The organism is Yersinia sp. FDAARGOS_228, from assembly GCF_002073315.2.
GTDB classification, from domain to species: domain Bacteria; phylum Pseudomonadota; class Gammaproteobacteria; order Enterobacterales; family Enterobacteriaceae; genus Yersinia; species Yersinia intermedia.
In genome coordinates, this window is the sequence record NZ_CP020409.2 from 3,583,786 (window position 1) to 3,601,194 (window position 17,409).

Consider the following 17,409-nt stretch of genomic DNA (forward strand, 5'->3'; position numbering starts at 1 on the left):
CAATGACTACGAAATATTTTGCAATTTTGACTAATCAGGGTGCGGCCCGGTTGGCCAATGCAGCAGCATTAGAGACAACGTTAAAAATTACCCATATGTCTGTCGGGGATGGTGGCGGAAAGGCTGTAACGCCAAATCCAGAACAAACAACGCTAATAAATGAAGTCAGGCGAGGCGTAGTTAATATGCTCTACCCGCAAAATATAAATCAGATTATTGTCGAGCAGGTTATTCCCGAAAATGAGGGCGGCTGGTTTATTCGTGAAATCGGTCTGTTTGACAGTGAAGGAATGTTAATTGCCGTCGCAAACTGCCCTGAAACATACAAGCCATTGTTACAGGAGGGAAGTGGACGAACTCAAACTATTCGAATGATTTTAATTGTTTCCAGTGCCAGTGCAGTAGAGTTAAAAATTGATCCGTCAGTAGTGCTGGCAACGCGTCAACATGTTGATAATAAAATCATTGAGGTTAAACAGTACGCCGATGCTTTACATCAAAAGCATATTGATGCCGCGAACCCACATAGCCAATACGCGTTCAAACACAGCCCAGCTTTGACGGGAATACCAACAGCACCAACACCAGTACAAAATACCAATAATCAGCAAATAGCGACCACCGAGTTTGTGCGTACATGGATTAATTTTCTGAAAGGTGATGTTCCGGTTGAACTTGGTAGCTTGAAGGCACTTGCAGACGCTCTTGATACTAAGTTGGCAAAAGACAGTAATGGCTCTGACATCCCCAACAAACCGTTGTTTGCTCATAACATTGGGGTTTACAACAAAGCAGAAAGCGATTCTCGTTATTTACGCGCACAAGATAATTTACCTGTCGGTATTCCACTGCCGTGGCCATTAGCCACACCGCCAACAGGTTGGATAATTTGTAATGGTCAGGCGTTTGATAAAGCACATTGCCCACAATTGGCGCTGGCCTATCCGAGCGGTGTATTACCTGATTTGCGTGGCCTGTTTATTCGTGGTTGGGACAATGGACGCAACCTTGATGGCGGTCGTACATTGCTGAGTTTTCAGGGGGATGCCATCAGGAACATTACCGGATTCTACATACAAAATCTGGCCGGTAACTCATATTGGAATGGCTGTGGGGGAGCGTTCTATCAGGAAGGTAATGCTTTTGGACACCATGCCAATAATAGTGGTGGTAATGGAGCAACAACCAAGAGATTTGATGCTTCCCGCGTAGTGCCTACTGCCAATGAAAACCGTCCCGTCAATATGGCATTTAACTACATTGTGAGGGCTGCATAATCATGGCTTTTGTAATGTCAGACAAAGAGCAGACTGTTACTGTTTTTAATTATCATTATGAGACTAAAGAATTTGTTGGGAAAAGTAATTACTACATTGCGCCCTATACTGGGCTACCCGCATCCTGCACAGAAATAAAACCTTTACCCGCTAAAAAGGGATATGCGGTTATTTTTAATGAAGAAACCCAACAGTGGGAATATATCGAAGATCATCGCCAAACCGAAGTGTACAACACACAAACTGGGGAGCCGCAAACCATCAGTCAGCTCGGTTTCTTACCAGAAAATACCACACCACTTGCTCCAACAAGCCAGTTTGATCGCTGGAATGGCACCCAATGGATTAAAGATACCGATGCAGAAAAACAATATTACCTAACCGAAGCGAGGCAAAAGAAAAGTATTTTACTGGAGGAAGCCAAGACTCAAATTGAAATCCTCAAAGACAGTATTGAGTTTAATATAGCCACTCCAACAGCCGAATCTGAGTTGGTAGCATGGCGTAAATATCGCGTTCAGCTTAATCAGTTAGATATATCAGCGGCACCGGATATTGATTGGCCGGAGCAACCGGAGTAATTCGGGCGGGCAGTTGCCCGCGTTTCTTATTCTTGCTGTTGTGTCAGACCTTATCCAACCCGGATAAATAGCACCTTATAAAGACCAACTGGACAATAACACTCATCTCTTAACCACGGAGTTAAACAGATGAGTGACTATCACCACGGCGTACAGGTCATCGAAATCAACGACGGTACCCGTGTCATTTCTACTGTCTCAACCGCGATTGTTGGTATGGTCTGCACGGCCAGCGATGCAGATGCAGCAACATTTCCCCTCAATGAGCCGGTGTTAATTACCAATGTACAGAGCGCCATCGCCAAAGCTGGTAAAAAAGGCACATTGGCCGCAGCATTACAAGCTATTGCCGATCAGTCGAAACCCGTCATTGTTGTTGTGCGTGTGGAGGAGGGTTCCGGCGATGATGATGAAGCCAAACTCGCGCAGACAGTTTCCAACATCATTGGCACCACTGACGAAAACGGTAAATACACCGGCCTGAAAGCCCTACTCACCGCCGAGGCGGTCACTGGTGTTAAGCCGCGTATTCTTGGGGTACCGGGACTGGACACCAAAGAGGTCGCTGCCGCACTGGCACCAATTTGCCAGAAACTACGTGCATTTGGTTATGTCAGCGCGTGGGACTGTAAGACTGTTTCCGAAGCGAAAGCCTATCGCGAGAGTTTCAACCAGCGTGAGCTGATGGTGATCTGGCCGGATTTTCTGGCATGGAATACTGCGACTAACACGACAACTATTGCCTACGCCACCGCTCGCGCACTTGGTCTGCGTGCCAAGATCGACCATGAACAGGGCTGGCACAAAACGCTGTCTAACGTCGGCATCAATGGCGTCACCGGTATCAGCGCCTCGGTATTCTGGGATTTACAAGAACCGGGTACTGATGCCGACCTGCTCAATGAATCCGGTGTCACCACGCTGATCCGCAAAGATGGTTTTCGTTTTTGGGGCAACCGTACCTGCGCGGATGACCCACTATTCCTATTTGAAAACTATACCCGCACCGCACAGGTTATCGCCGATACCCTGGCCGAGGGGCATAGATGGGCGGTGGATAAACCTGTCACCGCCACATTGATTCGCGACATCGTAGATGGCATCAATGCCAAATTTCGCGAGCTGAAAACTAACGGCTATATCATCGATGCAAGCTGCTGGTTTGATGAAGAAGCCAATGACGCCGAAACCCTGAAAGCCGGAAAACTGTATATTGATTATGACTATACGCCGGTACCGCCACTAGAAAACCTGACCTTACGCCAGCGTATCACCGATAAGTATCTGGCAAATCTAGTCTCCTCGGTTAACAGCAAATAAGGAGCCTGAACAATGGCAATGCCACGCAAACTGAAAATGATGAATGTGTTCCTGAATGGCTACAGTTATCAGGGCGTCGCCAAGTCAATTACGTTACCCAAACTGACCCGTAAGCTCGAAAACTATCGCGGTGCGGGCATGAATGGCAGTGCTCCGGTCGATCTCGGTTTGGATGATGATGCCCTGTCAATGGAATGGTCGCTTGGCGGTTTCCCTGATGCGGTTATCTGGGAGTTGTATGCTGCCACTGGTATCAATGCGGTACCGATTCGTTTTTCTGGCTCTTACCAGCGCGATGATAGTGGCGAAACGGTGGCCGTCGAAGTCGTGATGCGCGGTCGCCAGAAAGAGATCGACACCGGCGAAGGCAAAGAGGGAGAGGATACTGAAGCGAAAATCTCGGTGGTCTGCACTTACTTCAAGCTGACGCTGGACGGTAAAGAATTGGTCGAAATAGACACCCTTAATCTGATTGAGAAGGTGAATGGCGTCGACCGCCTCGAACAGCATCGCCGCAATATCGGCCTGTAATTTTTACCCGGTCAGTCAGGCTGGTCGGTTTCCCCTGAAACTAAGTGAAACGAGAAAATTATGACGAAAGAAAACGAGAATATCGTCACTTTGGAAAGCCCAGTTAAACGTGGCGGGCAGGAAGTCGCGAGTATCACCCTGATCAAACCCAATGCCGGGACCCTGCGCGGTGTCAGTCTGGCGGCAGTAGCGAACTCTGAGGTTGACGCGCTGATTAAGGTGTTGCCGCGTATGACTTATCCGTCACTGACTGAACAGGAAATCGCCGCATTAGAACTGCCCGACCTTGTGGCACTGGCTGGTAAGGTGGTGGGTTTTTTATCGCCGAATTCGGTGCAGTAGATTTCCCGAAGAAACTTTCGGTCGATGATTTGATGGCAGATATTGCCGTGATATTCCACTGGCCACCATCAGAGTTATATCCCCTGAGTCTGACCGAACTCATCACATGGCGCGAAAAAGCGCTCCAGCGAAGTGGAAATACCCATGAGTAACAACGTTAAGTTACAGGTATTACTCAAGGCTGTTGACCAAGCAACGCGCCCGTTTAAATCCATTCAGACAGCGAGTAAATCGCTGTCTGGGAATATTCGGGAAACGCAAAAATCATTACGCGAACTGAGCGGTCAGGCATCCCGTATTGAGGGATTCCGTAAGACCAGCGCGCAGCTTGCCGTCACCGGTCAGGAGCTGAAAAGAGCAAAAGAAGCAGCTCACGCGTTAGCTATTCAGTTTAGAAACACCGAACAGCCGACCCGCGCACAGGCTCAGGCGATGGAGGCCGCCCGCAAAAATGCCGCCGCTCTTCAGCTCAAACATAATAGCTTACGACAGGCAGTACAGCGCCAGCGTCAGGAACTCAACCAGACGGGTATTAATACACGCACATTGGCGGCAGATGAACGACGTCTGAAAAGCACCATTAGCGAAACCACGGCACAGCTCAATCGTCAGCGTGAAGCGCTGGCGCGGGTCAGTGCGCAACAGGCAAAACTCAACGCGGTAAAGCAGCGCTATCAGGCGGGTAAAGAGCTGGCGGGTAATGCGGCATCAATCGGGGCTGCTGGTGTAGGGATTGCAACTTCTGGCACGTTAGCCGGTGCTGCGCTGCTGAAATCCGGTTATGACTTTGCACAGAAAAATTCCGAGTTACAGGCGGTGCTCGGCGTGGCAAAAGACTCCACAGAAATGGCGGCATTACGCAAACAGGCGCGCCAACTTGGCGATAATACCGCAGCCTCTGCCGACGATGCTGCGGGTGCGCAGATTATTATCGCCAAAGCGGGCGGTGATGTGGACGCCATTCAGGCTGCGACACCGGTCACGCTAAATATGGCTCTGGCGAATCGACGCACGATGGAGGAAAACGCCGGATTGCTGATGGGGATGAAATCAGCCTTTCAGCTTGCAAACAATAAGGTCGCGCATATAGGTGATGTGATCTCAATGGCCATGAATAAGACCGCCGCTAATTTTGATGGTCTCAGTGATGCATTAACCTACGCCGCCCCGGTGGCGAAAAATGCCGGTGTCAGTATTGAGGAAACCGCCGCTATGGTCGGCGCACTGCATGATGCAAAAATCACCGGTTCAATGGCGGGTACGGGAAGTCGTGCAGTATTGAGTCGCTTACAGGCTCCGACCGGTAAGGCGTGGGATGCAATAAAAGAGCTGGGGGTAAAAACTGCCGACCCCAAAGGCAACACGCGGCCAATTTTTACCATCCTGAAAGAGATGCAGGCCAGCTTTGAGCAAAATAAACTGGGTACTGCCCAACGCGCCGAATACATGAAAACCATTTTTGGCGAGGAAGCCAGTTCGGCCGCTGCAGTTTTAATGACCGCTGCGGTAACCGGTAAACTCGACCAGCTTACCGCTGCTTTTAAAGCTTCTGACGGCAAAACCGAGGAACTGGTCAACATTATGCAGGACAACCTCGGCGGCAACTTTAAAGCATTTCAGTCGGCATATCAGGCCGTGGGGACTGACCTATATGACCAACAGGAGTCTTCACTGCGCAAACTGGTACACACGGCCACCCGATATGTGTTGAAACTGGATCTCTGGATCCAGAAAAACAAAGGATTGGCTCAGACATTAGGCACTATTGCTGCGGTGACCCTTGGCATTGTCGGCATAATTGGAGCCATTGGCCTCGTGGCGTGGCCGGTTATCACTGGTGTGAATGCCATTATTGCTGCGGCTGGCGCGCTAGGCACCGTGTTCACCTCGGTATGCGGCGCGATTATGACTGCCATTGGTGCGATCAGTTGGCCGGTGGTGGCTGTTGTAGCAGCCATTGCCGCCGGCGCGTTACTTATCCGTAAATACTGGCAACCTATCAGCGCATTTTTTGGTGGTGTAGTTGCTGGACTCAAGGCAGCATTTGCACCGATCGGTGGAATGTTCGCGCCGCTTAAGCCGATGTTTGATTCCCTCGGCGAAGGCCTGCAAAAGGTCTGGCAATGGTTTAAAGACCTCATTGCACCAGTGAAATCCAGTAAAGAAACACTCGACAGTTGCCGCAATGCAGGCGTGATATTTGGTCAGGCGCTGGCTGATGCGCTGATGCTGCCGCTCAATGCCTTTAACAAATTGCGCAGTGGTATTGATTGGGTGCTGGAAAAGCTCGGTATTATCAATAAGGAATCCAGCACACTTGACCAAACTGCGGCTAAAGCCAGTGCCGTGACCCAGAGCGGCTCCTACATTCCAGCGACCAGTACTTATGGTGGCTATCAGGCCTATCAGCCAGTTACCGCACCTGCGGGCCGCTCTTTCGTTGACCAGAGCAAAAACGATTACCACATCACGCTCTCTGGTGACGTCTCAACGAGTGACAATCTTAACCGCCAGCTTCGCGATGCTCTCGAACAATATGAACGGGAAAAGCGCGCCCGTATGCGTGCCAGCATGACATTCGATGGATAAGGAGATAACACACCATGATGCTCGCACTCGGTATGTTTGTTTTTATGCGGCAGACACTGCCCTACCAGAATTTTCAGCGTAATGCGGAGTATCGCTGGCCGTCTAATAGTCGGGTTGGTCAGCGTGATGCTTTTCAGTTTCTTGGGGTTGGCGAAGAGAAAATCACACTTGGGGGTGTGCTTTATCCCGAACTCACGGGCGGTAAAATGACTATGACCACACTTAGACTGATGGCGGAAGAAGGCCGCGCGTGGCCATTGCTGGATGGCACCGGCATGATTTACGGTATGTATGTCATTAACTCGGTGAATGAAACCGGTAGCGTGTTTTTTGCCGACGGTACTCCGCGCAAAATCGATTTTACGCTAACTCTCACCCGCGTGGATGAATCGCTCGCAGCGCTATATGGCGATATAGGTAAACAGAGCGAAACGCTCATCGGCAATAACGGCAATATGATCGCAAAACTGGCTGGCGCAGTGGGGGCGAGTTAATGTTAGATGTGCTGACAAAATATGCGGGTAGCATCTTGATGCCGGATTTTATGTTAACGCTTGATAGTCGTGATATTACCGGAAATATCAGCAACCGCTTGATAAATCTAACGCTGACTGATAATCGCGGCTTTGAAGCCGACCAGCTTGATATTGAGCTTGATGACGCAGACGGACGGGTTGAGTTGCCGCTACGCGGTGCTGTTTTGACGTTGTTTCTCGGCTGGAAAGGATTTGCGCTGATCGGTAAAGGCAGCTTTACCGTTGATGAAGTGGAACATCGCGGCGCACCGGATACCGTGACCATCCGTGCCAGAAGTGCAGATTTTCGTGGAACACTAAATTCCAGACGCGAGGGATCATGGCATGACACCACGCTCGGCGCTATCGTTGAAGCCATCGCCACGCGGAACAAACTCATTGCCAGCGTAGCTCCGGCATTAGCCTCAATTAAAATTCCGCACATCGACCAGTCGCAGGAGTCCGACGCTAAATTCCTCACTCGCCTTGCAGAACGGAACGGAGGCGAAGTCTCCGTCAAAGCGGGGAAGCTGTTGTTTCTCGTAGCTGGTCGCGGCGTAACGGCCAGTGGTCACCCCATTCCACCAGTCACTCTCACTCGCAGCGACGGCGATCGGCACCAATTTGCCATCGCTGATCGGGGCGCTTACACCGGCGTTACAGCTAAGTGGTTACACACCAAAGACCCGAAGCCGCAAAAGCAAAAAGTGAAGCTCCAGCGCAAACCCAAGGAACAGCATTTAAGGGCGTTACAACACCCCAAAGCGAAACCGGAAGCGAAGAAAAAAACCACTAAAGAGCAGGAAACTCGCGAGGGTGAATATATGGTGGGCGAAGCGGATAACACGTTTACCCTGACGACAACTTATGCCAGCAAAGCGCAAGCCATACGCGCTGCCCAGGCAAAATGGGATAAATTACAACGTGGTGTGGCGGAATTTTCTATTACTTTGGCCGTTGGCAGGCCAGAGCTATACCCGGAAACCCCTGTCAAAGTGAAAGGATTTAAGTCAGTGATCGATAACCAGCCGTGGATAATTACTAAAGTTATTCATTCGCTCAATAATAGCGGTTATACGACAAACCTCGAACTTGAAGTTCTACTATCAGATATAAGCTATGAAGCTATTGATGGATAACTTGTTGAATACAAACAGATGATTTATTCATTTGAATAATTTAAAATAGCCAATAAGCTCAAATGAACGTTGAGGTGTTTATTATGATGCGATGCCCTATTTGCCGTTGCACAGCACATACTCGATCCAGTCGTGAAATATCTGCCGAAACTAAAGAGAGATATAATCAGTGTACCAATATTAATTGCGGACACACCTTTATTACAATGGAGACATTTATTCGCTCTATTATGACGCCGGGTATTATTAATAAAGTTCCGCCACATTCAACGGCCCAAAGATAATCTACGCTCAATTTCTAATTATATTATTTGGCTAAAAAATAACCTGCGAACTCGCGGGTTTTTTTGCGTCAAAATATCGCCATTGCCACAGATTTCTGTCGCCATTTTGTCGCCACTACTTTTGGGGGTTTTAACTGAGGGTTTTGTAATTTATTGATATTTATGTGTTTGTTGGTGGGTCGTGCAGGGTTCGAACCTGCGACCAATTGATTAAGAGTCAACTGCTCTACCAACTGAGCTAACGACCCAACGGCGTTAATTATTCTCCTGTTAGCCTTGGCTGTCAAACATTTCATCAGATTTTTCTGTTTATACTGTTTTATATCCCTCTCTGGAGATTATTTATTCATCTGTCCTTTACGATTATTGTTAGTTATGTAACTTCATGTTGTAATTCCAGATGCTGTGATGAACTTAACAAAATTCAGTGTGTGAAATATAAACACTGGAAAACGAGGCGTATTGTGTAATTATTGTTGCGAAGATATTAAATAATTCACTGATTGTACTTAAAGCATACAAAAAATCCAAAAGACAGACAGACAGACAGACAGACAGACAGACATGCTAAGACCAAAGAGCCAACATAGAGCTCAACAACTTCACAAATACAGGAAGAGGGAATGGGAAAGATGGTAGACCAATCCAAAATAGTGGCAGAACAGTTGCCGGAACCTGAAGAGCACCTTCAACGGAGCCTCTCCAACCGCCATATCCAGCTAATTGCTATTGGTGGGGCTATAGGTACCGGATTGTTTATGGGATCGGGTAAAACCATCAGCCTTGCCGGGCCGTCGATTATTTTCGTTTATATGATAATCGGTTTTATGCTGTTTTTCGTGATGCGGGCTATGGGTGAGCTGCTGCTATCGAATCTGAAATATAAATCATTCAGTGATTTTGCTGCCGACTTACTCGGCCCTTGGGCAGGTTTTTTCACCGGCTGGACCTACTGGTTTTGTTGGGTCATCACCGGTATTGCTGACGTGGTTGCCATCACGGCTTACGCCCAGTTTTGGTTCCCCGGGTTCTCCCAGTGGGTTGCCTCATTGCTAGTAGTTTTACTGTTGCTATCACTGAATTTGGCCACGGTGAAAATGTTCGGTGAAATGGAGTTCTGGTTTGCCATGATTAAAATTGTGGCAATCGTGGCGCTGATCTTTGCCGGCTTAACCATGGTGTTAATGAGTTATCACTCCCCTTCGGGTACCACCGCGTCATTTACCCATTTATGGAATGATGGCGGGATGTTCCCGAAAGGAATCAGTGGGTTCTTTGCGGGCTTCCAGATCGCCGTTTTTGCTTTTGTTGGTATTGAGTTAGTTGGCACCACCGCCGCTGAAACCAAAGATCCTGAAGTGGTATTACCGCGTGCTATCAACTCCATCCCTATCCGCATCATCATGTTCTATGTTTTCTCATTGATTATGATTATGTCAGTAACGCCATGGAGTTCAGTGGTTGCTGATAAAAGCCCGTTTGTTGAGTTATTCGTTCTGGTCGGGTTACCCGCCGCTGCGAGTGTGATCAACTTTGTGGTCCTGACCTCGGCGGCGTCGTCAGCTAACAGCGGGGTATTTTCTACCAGCCGGATGTTGTTCGGTTTGGCAAAAGAAGGTGATGCTCCAAAGCAATTTGGTAAGCTGTCGCGCCGTTCCGTCCCTGCATCTGGCCTGACATTCTCTTGTATCTGTTTGCTAGGCGGTGTGGTTCTCATTTACCTAATCCCGAACGTAATGACTGTCTTTACACTGGTCACCACGGTTTCAGCGATTTTGTTTATGTTCGTTTGGACCATTATCCTTTGCTCTTACTTGGTGTATCGCAAAAGACGCCCGGCGTTGCATAAAAAATCCATCTACAAAATGCCAGCCGGTATTTTCATGTCATGGGTATGCATGGCGTTCTTTGCCTTTGTCTTGGTGCTATTAACCTTGGAAAGTGATACCCGCCAAGCGCTGATGGTGACACCGCTGTGGTTTGTCATTCTGACCATTGGTTATATCATCTTGAAAAAACGCAGAACCTACTTGTACGACAATCGTAATCAGTAAGTCGCCATCATCAGGTATAGCGGTTGCTTTATTATCATCAGTTGACTCCCGGCGCGGGAGTCAGCTTTTTACCTACAGACTTACGCTGTCGTAATTGCTTCGCGTAATCGGCGTGGCGTTAAGCCAAAATGCTGCTGAAAACGCGACGTAAAACGGGACGGTGAAATATAACCGTGTTGTGCGGCAATCTCGCCGATCGAAAGTGAGGTGGTTTGCAACGCATGTAACGCACACCCCATACGGACTTCCTCTAAAATCATGCGGAAACTGCGATCTTCTTGCATCAGTTTGCGCCGCAAAGTTGAATCCCCAATATGCAAAGAGCGGGCGACGTCACTCACACTCCAGTTGCGTGCCGGATCGAGCAGTAAAACTTGTTGTACCTGTTCCGCCCATTTATCCCGGCGGTCGATTAATAGCACCCCTGCCTGCCCGGCTAAATAAAGTGCCAATAAAACCCCCATAGCTGCATGCTGTAATAGTGCATCCGGCGCATGCCCCTTCACATTGAGTAATAAGCTATCCCACGCAAGGCGAGTATGGATATCCAGAGGAACACATAACGATGGCGCAGGCGCTGGCGTCACCGCCAAGGCACCGTACCAGTGGCGAAACCGGCGTAATAAACTTTGCGGCAGATAGACCATATCAGAACAGTAATGCCCACGTTCCGGGGTATTAGCGATACTGACTTCGGCACCGGCAGGAAACAAAATCAGCGACGACTGGCCGGCACTCGCTGCCTGAGCCCCCCATTGCACCAATTTACTGCCCTGACGGACATGGCACAGTGCAGGTGCAAACACCGTGACCTGATGCAACGTATGCGCCCGGCGGGCAACAATTTCAGCGCTGGAGATGACCATCTGGCTATGATTTATCTGCTGCATACTTTCTGCTCTTGGGTTAATAATTAGCGACTATAGGTGGCCACCAGTTGCGCTTTCGAAATCACATTACTGTTGAGCATAAACCCCACCAATGCACCACTGGCGTCGCTATTGAGAGGTAACTTATCGGTTTTCAATGCCCACACCGTGAACTGATAGCGATGGGGTTTATCCCCTACTGGTGGGCAAGCCCCCCCGAATCCCGCATAGCCAAAGTCATTACGCCCCTGAACGGCACCAACAGGTAACGTGCCATTTTTGCTCTGCCCAGCGTTAGTTGCCAATGAATGAACATCGGCGGGTATATTTACCACCGTCCAATGCCACCAGCCACTCCCCGTTGGTGCATCAGGATCATAAGCGGTTATGGCGAAACTTTTGGTTCCTGCTGGCGCGCCCTGCCATGAAAGCTGTGGCGATTGATTCCCGCCCTCACAGCCAAATCCGTTAAAAACCTGCTGGGTTTGTAAAGGCTTACCTTCAGACATATCGCTACTTTTGACGCTGAAGGTTTGTGCCTGAGCAGATAACGATACTGCGATAATCGCCAGAGACAGTGCTATTTTTTTCATGATGGTTCTCCTATGAGGTAAGTGAGTAGCTTACGCAAACAGGCTTTTTTACATTGTGCCATAACGCTCTGTTATTGTGCCAAAAAGCTCAATCAAGAGCGTTAAGACGTTTTATACTGGAGAGGTGACGCAATACGGTGAAATGCTCACAAGCGTCAGTTAAATAAGTCGTGGTAACACTGTCAGATAGGAGTCGGGAACATGTCATGCTGCTGTCGTGGCAGTGACGAGGGCTTAGGCATAGGTTTGTTGATATCACTTCAAACCTCATAGGAAACTTTGTATGAACCTGTATCGTATTCGTGAATTACGGTTGGCCCGGGCCTGGTCACAAGAACAATTGGCTGAGCTTTGTAGTTTGAGTGTGCGCACGATTCAACGCATAGAGAATGGTGAACAAGCCAGTCTGGAAACACTGAGTGCCATTGCAGCAGTCATGGATCTGAAAGTCGGTGAACTGTATTGCCCACATGCTTCTCAGGAACAAGATACCCCATCGCAAGCCGTTGACCAGCGCGTCATTGATGCCCGCAAAGCGGTTGAGGATGAAATGGCTTTCGTGCGGCAGTTGCTGCGGGCGGTTATCCTGTGTGCGGTACTGTTTGCTATCAATTGGTTTACTTCACCTGGCTATATGTGGGCCTGGTGGGTAGTCCTAGGGCTAAGTATTCCGCTGTGTCTGCGGGCAATAAATCAGTTTTTGCTAGGCAATTGGGTAGAGCGCTGGCAGCAAAAACGCTTACAAAAAAAGTTACGTAATCTGTAATGATATTGCACTAAAAAATCAGCAGAAAGAGAAGGTTATCTCATAACCTATGCACTTCCCACTCGACTAATAAGTTGCAGCCTGATTGTATTGGCGTATGGTTAATAGGTGTCATTAGCAGCGACTATGATTACATCATCAGCATTATTCAATAAATTTGATTGGAGCATAGCGAGATGGCGAAAATTTTAGTGCTTTACTATTCCATGTATGGGCATATCGAGACACTTGCCAGTGCGATTGCCGAAGGTGCCAAAAAAGTTAACGGCGTTGAAGTGACCATCAAACGGGTCCCTGAAACCATGCCGCCAGACGCTTTCGCCAACGCAGGCGGCAAAACTAACCAACAAGCCCCGGTCGCGACGCCGCAAGAACTGGCAGATTACGATGGTATCATTTTTGGTACGCCAACCCGTTTCGGTAATATGGCAGGGCAAATGCGCACCTTCCTTGATCAAACCGGCGGGCTATGGGCTTCTGGCGCACTGTTCGGCAAAGTTGCCAGTGTGTTCTCCTCCACCGGTACTGGCGGCGGGCAAGAGCACACCATCACCTCCACGTGGACCACACTAGCCCATCACGGTTTTATCATCGTGCCAATCGGTTATGGGGCCAAAGAGTTATTTGATGTTTCACAAACCCGTGGCGGCACTCCATATGGCGCAACAACTATTGCCGGTGGTGATGGTTCCCGTCAGCCAAGTGCTGAAGAGCTTGCCATTGCCCGGTTCCAGGGTGAGCATGTAGCGAAAATTACCGCCAAACTGGTAAGCTAATTCTCTTTGGACTTGATGCTACAGCGGTTAGTTTTGCTCGATATCTGGCCTCGCCTCGGGTTTCGTAAACAGCGTTCTAATCTGCTTTGAGCACAGATACTGCTGTCTGGTAATAAAAAAAGCACCGCATAAAAGCGGTGCTCTCATTTGCTCATTAAACAGATTTAGGCTTCAAGCAGCCCTTGAGCCAGATAGTGGTTAGCATCAGTCACCCCTGGCAAAACGAAGAAATATCCCCCACCGATCGGCTTGACATACTCTTCTAGCGCCTCACCATTCAAGCGCTTTTGTACTGTCAGGAACGCCTTTTCCAAATCAGATTGATAGCAGATAAACAGTAAGCCCATGTCCAGTTGCCCTGAATTTGACACCCCCAGCGAGTAACTGTAGCCACGGCGTAACATCAGGTTATTCTGGGTTTCCGCGGTACGCGGATTTGCCAGCCGAATATGTGCATCCAGCTTAATCACATTGCCATCGGGATCTTTGGTGTAATCCGGCTCATCATGTTCATGTATGCTACCCAAGGGCGCACCGCTGTGTTTATCACGGCCAAAGATGGTTTGCTGTTCTTGTAACGGTGTGCGATCCCAGAACTCCACTTTAAAGCGAATAATCCGCGCAGCCTGATAACTACCACCGACGGCCCACGCAGGCTCCCCCATATTGCTCTGAACCCATACCACTTGATTGATCAATGGCTTATCACTGGTTTTCGGGTTTGCCGTACCGTCTTTAAAGCCCAACAAATTGATTGGTGTTTCTTTGCCTTTACTGCGGGCCGCATGAGCGGAAATAAAGCCTTCACGCTTCCACCTTACGCTGAGTAAGTCCGGCGAGTGCTTGATAATGTCGCGTAGCGCATGAATCACTGTTTCATTAGTATTGGCACAAATTTGCAGCAAGATATCACCATGGCACAAGCCTGCATCCAGTGAATCATTGGGGAAACGCGCCATTTTTTGTAGCCGTAGGGGTTTTTGCCCCTGCAAACCAAACCGCTCATCAAACAAGGAATCCCCGACAGAAACTGTGATGGTCAGGTTATCCGGGTAAATTTCCGGCCCCATGATCCCAGAGTCCAGCGGGGGTAATTTGGCATTCACCGAAGGTGCATGCCCGCCACTGGTCAGGAAGGCCAGTCGCTCAGTCAGCAGTTTGAATAATCGGGTCAAAGCCGCCTTATCGGTGGCCAGTACATCAAACGCTACCAGCATCATGGCCGCTTGCTGTGGGGTTAATACCCCTGACTGATGCTGACCATAAAAGGGCTGCTTCTGCCAGCGTTCATCTTGCGCAAGCGCGGCTTCAGGTGCCGGGCAATCAGCGGCACGGGCTATTTTTGCCCCACCAAGCGCCAAAGTGCCACTCATCATGCCCATACCCAGCAATAAACGCCGGCGGGACAGCAAGGCCGCCCCGTTATCATGTGGATACGGCCCGTGTTGCGGGCCGGTTTTCTTACTCATCTGAACGCCTCAATCCAAACCTAATACGCCACGAAGCTGAGCAAGGTCTTCCGCCAGTGCCGTAATCGGGCCCTTCATGGCATTGCGATCAGCATCAGTTAATTTCTCGTAAGACTCATAACCCGCTTTCGTACGATATTTTGCCAATACGCTATCGACGGTTTTGAAATTAGCATCAATTTTTTGCAGCAGCGGTTGATCGGCTTTTTCCAGCAATGGCCGCAGCAGATTAACAATTTTCTGTGCACCATCAACGTTAGCCTGGAAATCCCACAAGTCAGTACGGCTGTAACGGTCTTCTTCACCACTGATTTTGCTGGCCGCAACCTCTTCGATTAAGCCCGCAGCACCGCCGACCACTTTATTTGGCGCAAATGTCAGGCCACTAATGCGCTGTTGTAGTTCAAGGGTGTCCTTATACAGTTGGTCGGCAAATTTATCCGCACCTTTGGTGGTGTTGTCACCAAACAGGATCTTCTCTAAACGGTGGAAACCGGTAAATTTAGGATCAGCAGCTTTCTGCTCAAAATCGTCTTCACGAGCATCGATACTGCCATCCAAATCTGAGAACAATTCAGCAATAGGTTCGATGCGCTCATAATGCTGGCGGGTTGGCGCATACAACTTACGGGCCAGAGCCAGATCGCCTTTCTTGATTGCATCAGTAAAAGCTTTAGTTTGCGTCACTAATTGGGCAACTTCTTGTGTCACATAGACTTTGTATTCTGCAATCGGCCCAACCAATGCCATCGCATCTGGTTTTACCGCAGTCTGATCCCCTGCCGCAGTCACAGTCAATTTGCCTTTCGGATTGCTGAGTAAACCGCAGGTCATATCGTATTCACCCGGCTCCAGATTAGCCGTCATCTTCTGAGTAAAGCCCGGTGCAATATTTTCACGCTCCTCAACCACCATAACGCCTTTGAGGATCTCCCACTCCAGCCCTTTCTGGCTGGCATTATGAACAATAAATTGAGTTTTACCGGCAGGAACAGACAGCACCATTGGCTCACACTGCTTGTCGTTAACGGTAATTTTAATTTGTGGAATATCAGCCGCATGTACGTTGCTAGCAACAACAGGTAGTGCCAATAGTGCAGCGTGCAAGGCGGTGCGACGGAAGAACCGGTTAGACATGTGAAAATCCCTGAATTATTGGTTAGTTTTCCGCGCAACAGAGGCAGTTGTGGCTGCAGTGGTGCGTGGTGGAAGGAAAAATAGGATCAGCGCCGGAAGCAGGTAGATAAAATAGGCTGCGACTTCACTGACTGTCGGAGCCTCCTGATAGCCAAACATGCCTTCAAGGAAGGTGCCAAGTAATGAGTGCGTGGAGAGCACATTAGTCAAATCGAATGCGATATCCTGAAAATGATTCCACAGACCGGCTTCATGGAAAGCTCTAATGGCTCCGGCGGCCAAGCCTGCGGCGACAAACAGAATGAATAGGCTGGTCCATTTGAAGAATTTAGCCAGATGCAACTTAACGCCACCCCAGTAGATCGCCATGCCCACCAAAATAGCGCAGGCCAGGCCAAGTATTGCGCCAATAGGTGCACCAATCCCAACATCTTGCTGGAAAGCCGCCAGTAAGAAGAACACGGATTCAAGCCCTTCTCGGGCGACAGCAAAAAAGACCATCGCCACTAATGCCCAGCCCTGACTACGGCCTGAATTAAGTGCATGATCAATTGCCCCTTCCAAATGGACTTTGACTGATTTGGATACCTTGCGCATCCAGAACACCATATAAGTTAAAATGCAAACTGCGACCACCGCAATAATGCCTTCAAACAGCTCTTGCTGTTTCTGCGGAAACTCACCGGTGGTTTCATTAATAAAGATGCCGATAGCCAGGCACAGCGCTGCCGCTGTTATCACGCCAATCCACACCGCCCCCATCCAGTGACCGCGTTGAGTACGTTTAAGATAACTGGCGATCAAACTAACAATCAGCGCGGCTTCCAGCCCTTCACGAAACATAATAAGAAATGGGACAAACATACTAAGCACCCCTGCGCTGGATATGGGTATAAAGGTGTAATTATAAGTAGCGTCAATTTACGTAAAGAAAAGTAAAACTAAGAACGATAGTGATTATCATTCTGGAAAAAAGAAATTCAAGTGGCTGAATAAGAATATTGTTAAACAAACTGTGGCAAGTTGTTTCCGTCAAGTTAAATAACGAGTAAATTCATTATGATATGAATTTTCACATCACACTGTTCTCTTCGTCGGTTTAGCGGCATCAGGTGAAATTTCCAGCAAAAAAAAGCCTCCTGTGTAACAGGAGGCGATATTAAGCAA

At 48.8% G+C, this 17,409-nt stretch carries 18 protein-coding genes and 1 tRNA gene; 13 read left to right on the top strand and 6 right to left on the bottom strand.

What is annotated here, in order from left to right; translation table 11 throughout:
- Positions 1-2 precede the first annotated feature (2 nt).
- From A6J67_RS16645 to A6J67_RS16690, 10 genes are all read left to right on the top strand, one after another.
- The gene (locus tag A6J67_RS16645; RefSeq protein ID WP_080608290.1) at positions 3-1,277 is read left to right on the top strand and encodes a phage tail protein; all 1,275 of its coding nucleotides are present in this window, start codon (positions 3-5) and stop codon (positions 1,275-1,277) included.
- A 14-nt stretch (positions 1,278-1,291) separates the two neighbouring features.
- On the top strand, positions 1,292-1,858 hold the full coding sequence (locus tag A6J67_RS16650) for a tail fiber assembly protein (RefSeq protein WP_226967850.1): 567 nt from the start codon (positions 1,292-1,294) through the stop codon (positions 1,856-1,858).
- 129 nt (positions 1,859-1,987) lie between these two features.
- Complete coding sequence (locus tag A6J67_RS16655; protein ID WP_080608292.1) at positions 1,988-3,178, top strand: phage tail sheath protein; 1,191 nt, start codon at positions 1,988-1,990, stop codon at positions 3,176-3,178.
- Between the two features lie 12 nt (positions 3,179-3,190).
- Positions 3,191-3,709: a phage major tail tube protein gene (locus A6J67_RS16660; RefSeq protein WP_080608293.1), complete on the top strand. Its 519-nt coding sequence runs from the start codon at positions 3,191-3,193 to the stop codon at positions 3,707-3,709.
- A gap of 60 nt (positions 3,710-3,769) precedes the next feature.
- Positions 3,770-4,051, top strand: coding sequence for a phage tail assembly protein (locus tag A6J67_RS16665; protein ID WP_080608294.1), 282 nt, complete (start codon positions 3,770-3,772; stop codon positions 4,049-4,051).
- A gap of 32 nt (positions 4,052-4,083) precedes the next feature.
- Positions 4,084-4,203, top strand: coding sequence for a GpE family phage tail protein (locus A6J67_RS16670; protein ID WP_071777697.1), 120 nt, complete (start codon positions 4,084-4,086; stop codon positions 4,201-4,203).
- On the top strand, positions 4,196-6,640 hold the full coding sequence (locus A6J67_RS16675; RefSeq protein ID WP_080608295.1) for a phage tail tape measure protein: 2,445 nt from the start codon (positions 4,196-4,198) through the stop codon (positions 6,638-6,640). Before A6J67_RS16670 ends, A6J67_RS16675 begins: the two co-directional genes overlap by 8 nt.
- Before the next feature lie 14 nt (positions 6,641-6,654).
- Entirely contained in the window at positions 6,655-7,134 is a 480-nt protein-coding gene (locus A6J67_RS16680; protein ID WP_050877693.1) for a phage tail protein, read from the top strand.
- Positions 7,134-8,294: a phage late control D family protein gene (locus A6J67_RS16685; protein ID WP_080608296.1), complete on the top strand. Its 1,161-nt coding sequence runs from the start codon at positions 7,134-7,136 to the stop codon at positions 8,292-8,294. Before A6J67_RS16680 ends, A6J67_RS16685 begins: the two co-directional genes overlap by 1 nt.
- Positions 8,295-8,377: 83 nt before the next feature.
- Positions 8,378-8,578 (top strand): ogr/Delta-like zinc finger family protein, encoded by a 201-nt coding sequence (locus tag A6J67_RS16690; protein WP_080608297.1) that lies wholly within the window; start codon positions 8,378-8,380, stop codon positions 8,576-8,578.
- A 172-nt stretch (positions 8,579-8,750) separates the two neighbouring features.
- Here A6J67_RS16690 and A6J67_RS16695 read toward each other — a convergent pair.
- Positions 8,751-8,826: transfer RNA gene (locus tag A6J67_RS16695), tRNA-Lys, on the bottom strand.
- A gap of 384 nt (positions 8,827-9,210) precedes the next feature.
- Here A6J67_RS16695 and cycA point away from each other — a divergent pair.
- A complete protein-coding gene (gene cycA / locus A6J67_RS16700) occupies positions 9,211-10,632 on the top strand; it encodes a D-serine/D-alanine/glycine transporter (protein ID WP_186004461.1) in 1,422 nt (473 codons plus the stop codon).
- 80 nt (positions 10,633-10,712) lie between these two features.
- Here the strand turns inward: cycA and A6J67_RS16705 are convergent, their stop codons facing one another.
- Positions 10,713-11,522: a helix-turn-helix transcriptional regulator gene (locus A6J67_RS16705; RefSeq protein ID WP_005189441.1), complete on the bottom strand. Its 810-nt coding sequence runs from the start codon at positions 11,520-11,522 to the stop codon at positions 10,713-10,715.
- Positions 11,523-11,545: 23 nt separating this feature from the next.
- Positions 11,546-12,094, bottom strand: a complete 549-nt coding sequence (locus tag A6J67_RS16710; protein WP_005189438.1) for a kinase inhibitor — start codon at positions 12,092-12,094, stop codon at positions 11,546-11,548.
- A 283-nt stretch (positions 12,095-12,377) separates the two neighbouring features.
- Between A6J67_RS16710 and A6J67_RS16715 the strand changes: the two genes are divergently transcribed.
- Together A6J67_RS16715 and wrbA are read left to right on the top strand one after the other, a co-directional pair.
- Positions 12,378-12,860: a helix-turn-helix domain-containing protein gene (locus A6J67_RS16715; RefSeq protein WP_005189436.1), complete on the top strand. Its 483-nt coding sequence runs from the start codon at positions 12,378-12,380 to the stop codon at positions 12,858-12,860.
- Between the two features lie 176 nt (positions 12,861-13,036).
- Positions 13,037-13,636 carry an NAD(P)H:quinone oxidoreductase gene (gene wrbA, locus A6J67_RS16720; RefSeq protein ID WP_005189433.1) on the top strand — a complete coding sequence of 200 codons (600 nt, stop codon included), beginning with the start codon at positions 13,037-13,039 and terminating at the stop codon, positions 13,634-13,636.
- Between the two features lie 164 nt (positions 13,637-13,800).
- Here wrbA and efeB read toward each other — a convergent pair whose 3' ends face one another.
- From efeB to efeU, 3 genes are read right to left on the bottom strand one after another with little or no spacing between them, the layout of a single operon-like run.
- A complete protein-coding gene (gene efeB, locus A6J67_RS16725; protein ID WP_005189430.1) occupies positions 13,801-15,105 on the bottom strand; it encodes an iron uptake transporter deferrochelatase/peroxidase subunit in 1,305 nt (434 codons plus the stop codon).
- 9 nt (positions 15,106-15,114) lie between these two features.
- Positions 15,115-16,242, bottom strand: coding sequence for an iron uptake system protein EfeO (gene efeO / locus A6J67_RS16730; RefSeq protein WP_005189427.1), 1,128 nt, complete (start codon positions 16,240-16,242; stop codon positions 15,115-15,117).
- A gap of 15 nt (positions 16,243-16,257) precedes the next feature.
- Positions 16,258-17,106 (bottom strand): iron uptake transporter permease EfeU, encoded by an 849-nt coding sequence (efeU, locus tag A6J67_RS16735; RefSeq protein ID WP_032907163.1) that lies wholly within the window; start codon positions 17,104-17,106, stop codon positions 16,258-16,260.
- Positions 17,107-17,409: the final 303 nt, after the last annotated feature.

Coding starts and splice junctions, on each gene's coding strand:
- A6J67_RS16660 (WP_080608293.1), top strand. CDS start 3,191: ATGGCAATGCCACGCAAACTGAAAATGATGAATGTGTTCCTGAATGGC.
- efeB (WP_005189430.1), bottom strand. CDS start 15,105: ATGAGTAAGAAAACCGGCCCGCAACACGGGCCGTATCCACATGATAAC.
- A6J67_RS16645 (WP_080608290.1), top strand. CDS start 3: ATGACTACGAAATATTTTGCAATTTTGACTAATCAGGGTGCGGCCCGG.
- efeU (WP_032907163.1), bottom strand. CDS start 17,106: ATGTTTGTCCCATTTCTTATTATGTTTCGTGAAGGGCTGGAAGCCGCG.
- A6J67_RS16650 (WP_226967850.1), top strand. CDS start 1,292: ATGTCAGACAAAGAGCAGACTGTTACTGTTTTTAATTATCATTATGAG.
- cycA (WP_186004461.1), top strand. CDS start 9,211: ATGGTAGACCAATCCAAAATAGTGGCAGAACAGTTGCCGGAACCTGAA.
- A6J67_RS16710 (WP_005189438.1), bottom strand. CDS start 12,094: ATGAAAAAAATAGCACTGTCTCTGGCGATTATCGCAGTATCGTTATCT.
- A6J67_RS16665 (WP_080608294.1), top strand. CDS start 3,770: ATGACGAAAGAAAACGAGAATATCGTCACTTTGGAAAGCCCAGTTAAA.
- A6J67_RS16715 (WP_005189436.1), top strand. CDS start 12,378: ATGAACCTGTATCGTATTCGTGAATTACGGTTGGCCCGGGCCTGGTCA.
- A6J67_RS16680 (WP_050877693.1), top strand. CDS start 6,655: ATGATGCTCGCACTCGGTATGTTTGTTTTTATGCGGCAGACACTGCCC.
- efeO (WP_005189427.1), bottom strand. CDS start 16,242: ATGTCTAACCGGTTCTTCCGTCGCACCGCCTTGCACGCTGCACTATTG.
- A6J67_RS16690 (WP_080608297.1), top strand. CDS start 8,378: ATGATGCGATGCCCTATTTGCCGTTGCACAGCACATACTCGATCCAGT.
- A6J67_RS16670 (WP_071777697.1), top strand. CDS start 4,084: ATGGCAGATATTGCCGTGATATTCCACTGGCCACCATCAGAGTTATAT.
- A6J67_RS16675 (WP_080608295.1), top strand. CDS start 4,196: ATGAGTAACAACGTTAAGTTACAGGTATTACTCAAGGCTGTTGACCAA.
- wrbA (WP_005189433.1), top strand. CDS start 13,037: ATGGCGAAAATTTTAGTGCTTTACTATTCCATGTATGGGCATATCGAG.
- A6J67_RS16705 (WP_005189441.1), bottom strand. CDS start 11,522: ATGCAGCAGATAAATCATAGCCAGATGGTCATCTCCAGCGCTGAAATT.
- A6J67_RS16685 (WP_080608296.1), top strand. CDS start 7,134: ATGTTAGATGTGCTGACAAAATATGCGGGTAGCATCTTGATGCCGGAT.
- A6J67_RS16655 (WP_080608292.1), top strand. CDS start 1,988: ATGAGTGACTATCACCACGGCGTACAGGTCATCGAAATCAACGACGGT.